This window comes from Agrilactobacillus yilanensis (assembly GCF_003946725.1).
Taxonomy (GTDB): Bacteria; Bacillota; Bacilli; order Lactobacillales; family Lactobacillaceae; genus Agrilactobacillus; species Agrilactobacillus yilanensis.
Window position 1 is genome coordinate 1 of record NZ_RHOY01000012.1, and the last position, 12575, is coordinate 12575.

Annotated in this window: 10 protein-coding genes; 7 read left to right on the top strand and 3 right to left on the bottom strand. The window is 40.3% G+C overall.

Features of this window, described 5'->3' with window-relative positions; all coding sequences use genetic code 11:
• Positions 1–408: 408 nt before the first annotated feature.
• The 3 genes from EKM93_RS08865 to EKM93_RS08875 all read right to left on the bottom strand — a co-directional run bounded on the left by EKM93_RS08865 (position 409) and on the right by EKM93_RS08875 (position 3263).
• The gene (locus EKM93_RS08865; RefSeq protein WP_225423677.1) at positions 409–1365 is read right to left on the bottom strand and encodes a glycosyltransferase family 2 protein; all 957 of its coding nucleotides are present in this window, start codon (positions 1363–1365) and stop codon (positions 409–411) included.
• On the bottom strand, positions 1337–1783 hold the full coding sequence (locus tag EKM93_RS08870) for a GtrA family protein (RefSeq protein WP_125715086.1): 447 nt from the start codon (positions 1781–1783) through the stop codon (positions 1337–1339). Before EKM93_RS08870 ends, EKM93_RS08865 begins: the two co-directional genes overlap by 29 nt.
• A gap of 112 nt (positions 1784–1895) precedes the next feature.
• The gene (locus EKM93_RS08875; RefSeq protein WP_125715088.1) at positions 1896–3263 is read right to left on the bottom strand and encodes a DUF3329 domain-containing protein; all 1368 of its coding nucleotides are present in this window, start codon (positions 3261–3263) and stop codon (positions 1896–1898) included.
• Between the two features lie 245 nt (positions 3264–3508).
• Here EKM93_RS08875 and EKM93_RS08880 point away from each other — a divergent pair, with 245 nt between their 5' ends.
• The 7 genes from EKM93_RS08880 (at position 3509) to EKM93_RS08920 (ending at position 12459) form a co-directional block, all read left to right on the top strand.
• The gene (locus EKM93_RS08880; protein WP_125715090.1) at positions 3509–4471 is read left to right on the top strand and encodes a hypothetical protein; all 963 of its coding nucleotides are present in this window, start codon (positions 3509–3511) and stop codon (positions 4469–4471) included.
• 94 nt (positions 4472–4565) lie between these two features.
• Positions 4566–5006 (top strand): hypothetical protein, encoded by a 441-nt coding sequence (locus EKM93_RS08885; RefSeq protein WP_125715092.1) that lies wholly within the window; start codon positions 4566–4568, stop codon positions 5004–5006.
• Positions 4957–6024: a hypothetical protein gene (locus tag EKM93_RS08890; protein WP_125715094.1), complete on the top strand. Its 1068-nt coding sequence runs from the start codon at positions 4957–4959 to the stop codon at positions 6022–6024. Before EKM93_RS08885 ends, EKM93_RS08890 begins: the two co-directional genes overlap by 50 nt.
• An 89-nt stretch (positions 6025–6113) precedes the next feature.
• Positions 6114–7235: an AI-2E family transporter gene (locus EKM93_RS08895; RefSeq protein WP_125715095.1), complete on the top strand. Its 1122-nt coding sequence runs from the start codon at positions 6114–6116 to the stop codon at positions 7233–7235.
• Between the two features lie 147 nt (positions 7236–7382).
• Positions 7383–8075, top strand: a complete 693-nt coding sequence (locus EKM93_RS08900; RefSeq protein WP_125715097.1) for a 2,3-diphosphoglycerate-dependent phosphoglycerate mutase — start codon at positions 7383–7385, stop codon at positions 8073–8075.
• A gap of 612 nt (positions 8076–8687) precedes the next feature.
• On the top strand, positions 8688–11576 hold the full coding sequence (locus EKM93_RS13765) for a leucine-rich repeat protein (RefSeq protein ID WP_318530794.1): 2889 nt from the start codon (positions 8688–8690) through the stop codon (positions 11574–11576).
• Positions 11577–11790: 214 nt separating this feature from the next.
• Positions 11791–12459, top strand: a complete 669-nt coding sequence (locus EKM93_RS08920; protein WP_125715099.1) for a TVP38/TMEM64 family protein — start codon at positions 11791–11793, stop codon at positions 12457–12459.
• Positions 12460–12575 lie beyond the last annotated feature (116 nt).

The following is a 12575-nucleotide window of genomic DNA, read 5'->3' on the forward strand; positions in this document are numbered from 1 at the left end:
TGTAAAGCGTCCGTTACGGACACTTGTCTGCTCCCTTCCTAGAATATAGTCTTAAAGTTTTTACACCATAAGCACCACCTCCAGATAAAAAGCAGCCACCACTTTAACTTCTTTGCTGTAAACTAGTATATCATATCGGAGACATTAATTTCTGCTAAAAATAACACTACATTAAATAAACTATGTTATAATAATCCTGAAAAGCAAAGCTGTTGATAACGGTGGCTGCTTTTAGTTATTGCTAAATAACCGCTAGCGATCCAAAGTCAGGCGGTTATTTTTTGTGTTATGAACAACCAAAAACAGCTCCGAACACTTTATTATAAGTATTCAGAGCTGTTTTTAGTTATTTAATAGTCAATAAAGCTTACTCATAATTGCAAATTAGTGATAACCTAAAAAATAGGTTTATTTCTTTTCCTTAATGATATATCTTGGCCGATTCTTAGTCTCTAAGTAGATGTTACCCACGTACTTGCCCACGATACCAAGGCAAAAGAGCTGCAGGCCACCGATCATTAAGAAGATGGAGACCATTGAAGGCCAGCCGGGGGTAGGATCGCCATGTACAGCGGCTCGGATCACAATAATAATTAAGAAAATAAATGAAAAGATAAAGGAAATAATTCCAACCCAGGAGGCAATGGAGAGGGGAAATTCAGAGAAGCTGACGATACCGTCTAAAGAATAGCGCAGTAATTGCCAAAAAGACCAGCTTGTATCACCGGCAACCCGCTCTACATTTTTGTATTCAATATACTTGGTATCAAAGCCCACCCAGCCAAAGATACCCTTAGAAAAGCGATTGTACTCTTGAACATCTAAGATGGCATCTACAACTTGGCGGGTCATCAAGCGGAAATCTCTGGCGCCATCAACAATCGGAGTTTCAGAGATCTTGTTAATTAACCGATAAAACAGGCGGGCAAAAAAAGAACGAATAGGCGGCTCACCGTCCCGGGAAACTCGGCGTGCAGCTACGCAATCGTGGCCTTCTTTTTGGATACCTTCAAGCATTGTCAAAATCAATTCTGGTGGATCTTGTAAATCCACATCCATTACAGCAACTAATTCACCATCAGCAGCTTGTAAACCGGCCAACAATGCGGACTCTTTGCCAAAATTACGCGAGAAGGTTAGATAGTGGACTCGATCAGGGTGCGCTGCATTTAATTTACGCATTTCATTTAGGGAGTCGTCTTTAGAGCCATCGTCAACGAAGAAGTAGTCGATGGTATAGTCTGGAATTTGAACATTAATTTTCTCCATAGTTTCAAAGAAAATCGGTATTGTCTCTTGCTCGTTGTAACAAGGTACAACGACGGACAGAAACTTTTCATTCACCATTTTTAATTTCTTGCACATCCTTTTTACCTTTTAAGGGATCTGATTTAAAGATAATTTTACTTAGTACATAATTCATCGCAATAACTACAAATTGGTCTACAATTTTGACCGGTAGACTACTAAAGTGCAGTAATGAAATACCAACAAACATAATTAAGTCATCAATGACGAGGCTGGCGATCCGGGCACCAAAAAAGGCAATGGCTTCTTTAATAAAAGCGACCAGCGTGGTGTACTTAGATTTGAAGACAAAGGTTTTATTGGTGAATAACGCAAATAAAACCGATAGCAGCCAAGCGATATTATTAGACCAGAAGTAATTCCAGTTGATAATATTTTCGAAGAACCAAAAACTAACAATATTGACAATCGTTGTTAAAACGCCAAAAATAGCATAAGAAATCAGTTGTTCGTATTTTTTAAGTAAGTTAATCATGAAAAACTCCTTTACACAAAATTAATTATAGGCTAAAGCCAATTTGAGAACAATACGCTGAGTTTATAATTAATTTGCGAATAAGGTGTGACGGACACATAAAAAAAGCGCGTTATTTTGCATTAGGGTTATCAATGACGATACTTTTTAGGCCTTTAAAGTAATGAACGTACCCTGAATTCGGGAAGATTTTTGTGTTTTTTCCTAGTTCCTGGGAGTCATAATTAATGGCATATTTGGTCTTGGGATAGTAGTAAAGTGGCGGCACTTTAAGTTTAGTGTGGCCTTTTTGGACCATTTCTTCAATATAAGTATAGCGGGTTTTCAGCGCCGCATTGGCGTGATACATATCCGAAAAGCCGGGATAAAAATTAAATAGTGCGGTCACGACAAAAGCCATCAATGCAAGATACGAAACTTTTAACGTGGTATTCTCAGAAATTTCAAAATTATCTGGGATACTTGAAAAAAGCGCAATTAATAAGAAAACAATGCCGCCAAAAAAGGCTCGGCCGCCGTCAGCACCAGTAGGCGATAAGGCTAAGGCATAAAGCGTGGCAAACCCACACAATGCCCACAAGTAAGCGCGAACAGCCCGTTGATTTTCAAACCAGAGGACATGCATAATGACAGCGGCTGCGAGCAGTATAAAAACTAAGGGCATATGCAGGCTGCTAATCGCATCAGAAACGGTGTCAATGCCTTTAGACAGGCGTTCAAATAAAGACATCTGTAAGTAACTTTTGCTAGCTGTCGCAGCGGTGCGGACTTTGTTGCCGTTGGCTGTGATTAAGGCTAAAAAGCCAATGATCGCACCGATTAAGCCAGTCCATTGCCAGAGCCGCCAATTTTTTTTGGCAATGAATTTTTGATAAAGCATCATCAAAACTAAAGCCATAATCAGGCCACCGGAAGTATTTTCGTTAGACCAGCCTGCCAGAACACCTAAGAAGATGATCAAGATAGCTTTTACATAACGATTAACCCGAGTCTTGTCTGAAAAAGTCTGAATGTCAAAGGCGGTTACTACAAAAGGTAATGCCAGACTCAAAATAATGACAGTGGTCCATAGGTAGTTAAACGTACCGGCCGCCCATAAAACAGTTTGCCCGAAGGCGGGTAAGAAGAGCCAACTTGCCGCAATGATAGCCAGGTATTTTACCGGTGAAAGTTTGCGCCAGTTCTTTGAGCTGTATAATAGGATCAAAAAAGTTAAGAGGCAGAACATAAAAATGTTTAAAATTTTAAATAATGGCAGTGGGACGTTCATAAAACCGCGGAATAAAGTTTGACCGACAACCCGACCGTTCCAGTTAAAATAGTCGTATTTTGCAGCATCAATAAATGCCCGCAGACTGTAGTGGTTGTTGACCATGTAGAAGTCGTCTTCATATAGTGGTGTGATATAGTTCATTAAACCAACTAATAAAAATTCTAAGCCGAAAATAATCCCTATCCAGCGTTGCGTCGGTTTTCGCATGATTAAAAATCAACCCTTTTCCAATTAATTGTAAAATAATTAGCACATTGATGTATTATAGCATATTCTGTTTTGAAAACAGTGAACCAAGTCTGGACCAAAGGCTGATGCGTATTTGCTTAAAAAACGGGAAAATTGAGTTAACTAGGGGAAAGTCGACCTTTATCAAAGCGGATATAAAAATTAAGTTACAAGTTTAAGCTTTTGTTAAATCTTAGATTATGATTCAAGAAAGGATTTTGAATATGTCAGATAATCCAATTATTACGGTGGGTACCGCGACTTTGAAGTTACAAACTGGGTTGCAGCCTACTGATAAACAGTGGTGTGAATTAGCCCATATTCGAGCTTTTAGCAGTACTGGTGAAGATATTACCGGGCAAGTTCAGATCGATGTACAGCAAGTTAATTTTGAAACTACCGGCACTTATCAAGTTCAGGCTTTTGTTAGCGATCCTGAAACCCACAAAATTGCGGGACAGAGGTTTAACGTTCAGCTCATTTCTTTAGAGGACAACGCCAGCTCAGCGCCAACACCGACAAAAATTCAGTCTGAACCGCAACCTGCGGCAACACAGTCAACAACAGCCGCCAAACCGGCACCGAGTCAAAGTCAAGTACCTACGGCTAAACAGGCTCGGCAAGCAGCCAAGGCTGAAAAGAAGGCGGCCAAAACAGCGTATAAGAATACTAAGGAAAATAAGTCCCACAAACATTTTATGTGGACGGTTTTAACTTTGGTATTAGGTATTTTACTGATGTGGCTGTTGATTTATATCTTCAGCGGCGGGACCAATAGCGCCAGTCAAAGCAGTTCTGTGACAGCGGATACTAGCAGTAGTGCTACTACGTCAAGCAGTGAAGCGGCAAGCACAGACAGCAGTGCTAGTGAAACATCAACAACGTCCACTGCTGCAGAATTAGCACAATTAACGTCGGTCGTTAAAGATTTGCGCCAAGCGGTCAGCGATTATAAATCTAGTAATGACGCCTCTGCTTATCAAAGTCAGCTTGCAGAGGTACAAACCTCATTGCAAACAATAGCGACTGAATCGGCAGCTAATAACGAAAAATTAGCAGAAGTTGCAACGCAATTATCTGATAAAGTAACCACCATGGCCGCTGCAGATAGCCCCACAGAAGCCAGTTCTGAATTAAAAGATGCCACGACATCAAGTCTGATTAATTCGGTCAAAGCTTTATTTTAAGCAGAAATTAAAAATTTATCTATTCAGCCTTGCACGTTTTGCCACTAAAATTCCGGTATAATAGAAATTAACTTAGCGTTTAGGAGGCAAGACTGTGAAAGCATTGGGGCGAATTATCAGTATGCTCGTTATAGGTTTATTGGTTCTAACGGGCTGTCAGCAGGCGCGCACAAAAACGGCACCTTTAAAAAAAGTCACCACAAGTACAGCGACTTGGTACTTGTATCAAAAAAAAGGTACGCAAAAAGTTATTTCATTACAATTTCAAAAAAATAAAACGGTTATCGTCAAAGATATTGATGCTATTGGGGCGCCCGGTGGTGAAAATCGAGTTGACGATAATTTTGTGAACCCAAAATTTAAACAAAACAAGGCGCAAACGCAACTGACGATTAATACCAGTGACCAAAAAATGGTTTTGAAGCTAGGCAAAAAGTATGCTAAAACCATTGATCAGAAAAAAATGGTGGGGTATCACGTTACTTATGGAACTCAAAAAAAATTGGTATTTGGCAAGAATTTCAGAAGATGGTAGTGATAATGGGGGGACGGCGATGGATACGGCTGTCAGTTCAAAAAAGAAAAAGGCCACCCCACAGCCTAAAAATATTACCAGCCGCCTACTAAATTTCATGAAAGATCCGGCCGCAAAGGCGACACCTTTGGCAGATCAGGCGGATGCGGGCAATTATATTTATCGCATATTGGCAGGGAAGAATCAGGCTTATGGCCAGTTAACCTTAAATCAAGATGGGACTTACCAAAACGCGGTTTCTATCCATGCTGCTGAAGGGGTAACAGCCGATGATAGTGACAAACCAGTGGTGGCGGAATATGAAGTTTCCACCGGACATATTACCAATCTTTATGGTAAGTATTATTTACAGCCGGATAATTTATTGCGGATTAGTTACTATGTTCATGGACAAAACGTGGATAAGCCATTACCGCAAAAAATTACCCTTTATACAGGTAGTAATATTGGTTTAGCTAAGGCACGCATTGAACATGTTTCAGATAATTATCTATTTTATTCTAAAGATTATGATCCTTGGCCAGAGGAAACCGGCCAAGCAACAGCGGCTATTACTTTAACTAAGACAGAAACATCGCAGATTTCATTAAGTGAAATCTATCAAGCTGCTTTACAACAGGCGGCGGTTTGGCAGACAAATTCGATCAGCAGCAATGCAGATTTGATGCAAGTTGTCGCAACATTAGCGGACAATAACCAAGATCGTGTTGGGACGGTGGGTGTTAATTTTAGCGGTAGTTATGGCGTTAGTCAGCAACCTGCAGATTATGCCGGGGTGGCTAAAGACGGCAGTGCCCAGGCAACAATGGATTATGTTTTTGCGGTATCGCCTGCCAACGATACATCTGGCACAGCGGTTATCACGACTACCAGCGGCAGTTTATTAGTTTTTGGCAGTTTGAAAAACCAATTGTATTTGCTGCATCAACCGGATAGCAATTCAGCCACGGTGACTTGGCAGCCGGTCAAGAATACGGCGCTGACGGTCACTGATGTGCGAGTACGCTTGAATCCGTAAAGAGAAATTAATTTGTTTGGCCTTTCGGTTAAAAAGTTCTATAGTATAAAATAATTAATACACAGCATGATGTGACCTGGGAGGTCTAAATGGAATTATACGATCGGTTTCTTAAAAATGAACGCTTACGCCGCATGACGGTTTTGGTACTGCTGATCGCTATTTTGTGGTTGGTGCGCAGTGCCATGAATACGTTATTGCTGACCTTTATCTTTACCTATTTAGTGGTTCACTTAATTCGATTAGTGCAACGAAAATTTCCAAAGTTTTCGCCAATTTTTGTGGTGATACCGCTATATTTGTTAATCATTGCTGGTTTGTATTTTGTCATTTCACACTACATGCCGATTTTGATGCATCAATTCACAAAATTGTTTAATTTAATCTATCATTTCTTGGAACGGCCGGATGTGGATTCTAATGCAATTATGAGTTATGTCTCGGATTGGGTGCAAAAGCTTAATTTAAATGCGCAGATTAAATCAAGTATTTCAGAGATTATCAAATACGCTACAAACATTGGTGGTGCGGGGATTACCTTTTTTGTCTCCTTCTTATTAAGTTTCTTTTATGCTTTAGAAGTTGATAAATTAGATCACTTTGGCAAACTTTTCTTGAAGAGCGATTATGGCTGGTTCTTTGAGGATTTATATTATTTTGGTCAAAAATTTGTAAATTCTTTTGGGGTTGTTTTAGAAGCGCAGTTATTAATTGCAGTGGTAAACACAATTTTGACGACGATTACGATTACGGTGATGGGGCTGCCCAGTGTGGTACCGTTGGCGGCGATGGTTTTCTTCCTATCCTTAATTCCAGTGGCCGGGGTCGTTGTGTCTTTAATTCCACTATCATTTGTGGCGTATACGGTGGGCGGATTCCGGTATATCATTTATATTTTAATCATGATTATTATTATCCATGCCATTGAGGCCTATATTCTAAATCCCAAATTTATGTCCAGCCGAACGCAGCTGCCAGTGTTTTTCACATTTGTCGTTTTGCTGGCGGCTGAACGGCTCTTTGGAACATGGGGCTTAATTGTAGGTATTCCAATTTTCACTTTCTTCTTAGATGTTCTAGGTGTCAAAGAAATTGGCGGTTCTAAGAAAAAAGGACCAAAGCTGCCATTTGATCCAGAACAGCTGAAAAAACATAAATTTAGGAATACAAAATCGTTAGAATCAAAAGAAAATTCAGCCGAAAAGAAATAATTTATGAAAAGAAAATATATTTGAAAGCTTTATATATCAGTGATTTTCTGGTATATTTAGATAGATTACTGAAATAGAGCTATCACTTTTCAGTAAACAAGTGTTAAACTATAATTATAGACAATTAAACTACGGAGGTATGCTTTTATGGCAAAACTTGTATTGATTCGTCACGGTCAAAGTGAATGGAACTTATCTAACCAATTTACTGGGTGGGTTGATGTTGACCTTAGTGAAAAGGGTGTTGAAGAAGCTAAAAGAGCCGGTGAATTAATTAAAGAAGCTGGCTTGGAATTTGATCAAGCTTATACTTCAGTATTGACTCGTGCTATCAAGACATTGCACTATGCTTTAGAAGTTTCTGGCCAATTATGGATCCCTGAAACAAAGACTTGGCGTTTAAATGAACGTCATTATGGGGCATTACAAGGCTTGAACAAAAAAGAAACTGCTGAAAAATATGGGGATGAACAAGTTCATATTTGGCGTCGTTCTTACGATACTTTACCACCATTACTAAAAGCAACTGATGAAGGTTCTGCAGCTCAAGATCGTCGTTATGCTGATTTGGATCCACGGATCGTACCTGGCGGCGAAAACTTGAAAGTTACTTTGGAACGGGTTATTCCTTTCTGGGAAGATGAAATTGCACCTAAATTATTAGATGGCAAGAACGTTATCATCGCAGCCCATGGTAACTCATTACGTGCGTTGACGAAGTACATCGAAAATATCTCTGATGCAGATATTATGGACTTGGAAATGGCTACTGGCGAACCAGTAGTTTATGACTTCAACGAAAAATTAGAAGTTTTAAGCAAAGAAAAATTAGGTAAATAGTTAAAGACAGTAAAAGCTAGATCAAAAGTTGATTTTTGATCTAGTTTTTTTATTTTCTTAAAATTTATTGATAAAAATGGCAGGAACTTCTCGAGTTAGGCAGTGTAGGAGACTATTCTTTAGATAGAATTAATAAAAAATATAAAGCTGCTAGACAGGCAAAAAATAACTATTGGCAGCTCTGAATATATTATATTTAATCCTAATTATTAGTGTTACAGAATATTTTATAAATGGTATAGATAACACCAAAAAAATATTTAGTTGTTCACAATTTAAAATTAGGCAATTGACATTTTTCTTGTAAAAGGCGTACTATAGTTATGGAAAGATTTAAACAGGTACCATGCTAGTTAAGGTCCATTGCTGAAATACATAGATATTGACCAGTGTCTGAGTAGTTAATGTTAAAATTGCTGGTCTTTTTTCTTTGCTACATATTTTTTAAAGACCGGCTGGTAGAAATAAATCGGCCTAGATTGAGATCAGCTTTGTTAACGTTTGTTTGATGAAGCTTTACTCAGTTGGGCCCTTTTGGCGTATGCAAAAATCGTCAACGGGCTATATGTATATAAATATTTTATTATTAACGCTGAGAGGACAGCCATCACGATGTTTAAACAAAATAAGAAATCAAATATCAGTTCAAATATAAAATCTAATAAGTGGTTGCATGCAGGTGTTACTGTGGTCGGCCTCAGTGCGGGGTTGATGTTAACGGGTCAGACTGCCCAAGCAGCGGCAACGGCAGATAAGTCAGATACAGATGAAACAACTCAAGTTAGTACAACACCTGCTGATTCGACGTCAAAAGTAGGTGCGGCAGAAGAAACATCATCTGATGCTGAAAATGGGGCCGCTGAAGAGAACACTGATTCAACAGACCAGGTGGATAATGCAGTTATACCAACGAACACACCTAGTACTGCTGACAATGATACATCAACGGGTACTAAGACTGGCGCAATCACTACGCAAGAAGCCGGGGATTCAACAGACCTAACAGCGCCAACAGACCAAGACGATAATGCAGCCACACCTGAGCCAACGGATGAAAAAACAATGGATCAAGTGCCGCAAACACCTGACACAACGGAAGTGCCTGCGGATGAGTCAGCTGATGAGACTGAAGCAACCCCAAGTGCTGATTCAACTGATAAAACTAAAGGGTCCACCGCTGCTGATTTAACCGGTGAAACTAAAAAAGGCACAAGCAAGGCTGCCCGAGCAGCGGCAATGAATGTATTGACTGGCACCACTGATGCAGCAGAAACTGACGATGAGACAGACCATTCAGATTTTAGTTACGAACAAGACGAGAATGGCTCTTATATTGTGACGGGTTATACCGGCGGTGCTCAGCGGCAGGCGGATGGTACGGCACCAATGGGTGGTTATACAACGGATATTGTCATTCCAGACACGTATAAAGATAAAAGTGTGGTTGCGATTGCGGCGAATGCCTTTAATAATGATGGCAGCAGTGATGATCATCTGAGTATTATCCCGAACATTACCTCGGTGACTTTGGGCGCAAAAATTCAATGGATCGGGGCCAATGCCTTTGCTAATAACAAAATCACCACATTAGTGCTACCTAATAGTACTTGGTCTATTAAATCCGGCGCCTTTAAAAATAACCAACTAACAGCGGTTACGCTTAATCAAGTGGCCCAAATAGATGATAATGCTTTTTATGGCAATCAATTAACCACATTAGTTTTGCCAACAACATTGACTAATATGGGCGATCGAGCTTTCATGAATAATCAATTAACTTCTGTTGTGTTAGATGATAATTTGGAGACCATTGGGACCAGTGCTTTTGAAAATAATCAATTGACTGGTACCTTAGAGTTACCAGAAGAACTAACGGCTTTAGGCGATTATGCCTTTAGAAATAACCAGTTGACTGGCGTGACATTTGCCGACAAGCTAAAGACTATCGGGACCAGTGCTTTTGAAAATAATAAAATTACCGGTACAGTGGTTTTACCAACATCATTAACGAATTTAGGGGACTATGCCTTTGCGAACAATCAAGTAACCGGCGTTGCGTTTAACTCAGCGATTACTAAGATTAATACGGGTGTTTTTCAAAATAATCAGCTGACAGGAACCTTGATTTTGCCGGATTCAGTAGACAATATCGGACAAGCTGCTTTTGCGAACAACCAACTAACCAAGCTGCAGTTAGGTGATAAGGTCACAACAATTTCAGCTTCGGCGTTTGAAAATAATCAATTAGCTGGTAATTTTGTGATGCCCACACAGCTAACATCCATCGGCGATCAAGCGTTTATGGATAATCAATTGACTGGAATTATTTGGAATGATCATTTAACTTCGTTGGCAAAATGGGTTTTTGCGAATAATCGGCTGCAAGGGACTTTAACAATTCCAGCACAGTTAAAAAATATTGGTGAATGGGATTTTTATAAGAATCAATTAACCGGTGTAGAAATTACAAATTTAGAAAGTTTAGGCAATGGGGCATTTGCTAAAAATAATTTACAAAATATAAACATCACTGGCAAAATTACAACTATGGGGGATGAGGCCTTTGCCAATCAACAAACTTTGACAGATGTGCCTGTTGATGTCATAGCTGAGAAGGCCACTGGTGTGAAGGCGGCTATTGCCAAAAAACTAGGGTTGTCTGTTGAAAAATTAGCGACTTTGACATTTTATTTAGATCATAAGGCGCTTACCTATAATGAATATGAAGACACATTAGCTTTGCCCGGTAATTATGCCCATCAAGATACAGTGACGCTGAGCTTAGTTTCTAATAGTACCGATACTGGTCAGTATGGGGTAACAGTACTTGTTTTGGATTTAAATCATATACCAGATTCGGATCCAGATCATGGACAGCCAACAACGCCTACCACTCCTGGGACGCCTGTTGATCCCATAACGCCCATTGGCCCTGTAACACCCATTGGCCCTGTAACGCCCATTGGCCCTGTAACACCTGTGAAACCCGTTGAACCGATAACGCCGGTTGATCCGGTAACACCAGTTGAACCGATAACACCGGTTGATCCTGTGGCACCCGTGACACCCGTTGATCCGGTAACACCGGTGAATCCTGTGGCACCCGTGACGCCAGTAACTCCTACAGATACAGATTACGTACCGTATACAGATCAAGCACCAGTGCTGATGCAACCAACGACACCGGCAATTGCTGGTGTCAGCCAGGGCGTAAGTACGGCTGGTACTGCCCAAAACACCGTAACCATCCCGCTGAATGCCACAACGACAATCGTTTTACCAGGGACAACATCAGCGACAAGCACGAACTGGACGGTAACCGCTAAACAAAATGGCAGTCGTCAAGGTATCTCTGCTGTAGATCATGGCGCTAAGTTACCGCAAACAGGCGATAAAGCAGAACCTGGCTTACGCTGGTTAGGGACTTTGATAAGTTTATTGACACTTGGTTTTGTTGGGAACAACCTAAAACACAATTCAAAAAATAAAAAATTTAATTAAATTGAAAAAAGTCGACTGAACTTAAGCCGACTTTTTTTGAGTTGGTCCTAAATAAAGTGGTGGAAGTTTTAACGATCATTGGTAACCAACTTGCCCTTTTTCAGAACTCAGTTGTGTAGGATAGAAATATCGCGTTATAATAGGGCAACTACTTATAAAATACAGTCCGGAATTTACCGGACTTTTTTTATAATAACTTGGGGGGCGCTTTTAAATGCATTTATCAAAACGGCAACTGCTACGAATTGCTGGCGGATTGGCAGTTTTATTGTTAGGATTGCTGATTTGGCGTTATCAAAACGTGTGGCAGCATTGGCATACCCAAACATTAACGCAAGCTAAAATTGTTGCCATGGTTCGGCAGCAGCGGGGGATAGATGTTTTTTTAGTAGTGCCCTTATTAGTTTGTTTTTCGATTATTCCAGGTGCACCGGTATCCACCATTGGCGTTGTGGCAGGTATTTGTTTTGGTAAAGGCTGGGGGGCGTTGCTGAATGTGATCGGGATTACATTGGGTAATTTAATTTCTCAGCGAGTTTTTGGCCTGATTGAAGCGCGTCATGTTAAGGATAAGTCCAATAAAATTGTCCAAGGCATTGCGCATATGCGCCATCCCTTGTGGGGGATCACCATCGGCTATACCATCCCGTTTATTCCCACTTCACTAGTAAGTATGGCGACGGTACAAGCATCAGTGCGTCAGCGGCCATTGGCATTGGCCACATTGTTAGGTAGTATCCCCACAGCGATTTTGTATGCGGTAGGCGGGGATGCCTTGATTAAAGCGAATTTCAAAACAGTGATGATTGTGGCCATTGTCGTTATTTTGTTGGCCGGCTTGCTTTGGGTGATTCGTCACGATCGTCAAGAAAAAACAGCATAAAAATAGCCATTGAGGATTAATATTAACCTCGATGGCTATTTTTTTAGGTGCGCTCGGCATGGGTGCTAACTTGGTGGTGAAAGTCCACTGTGAGCCGTAGTAGTCGGAATCACTAG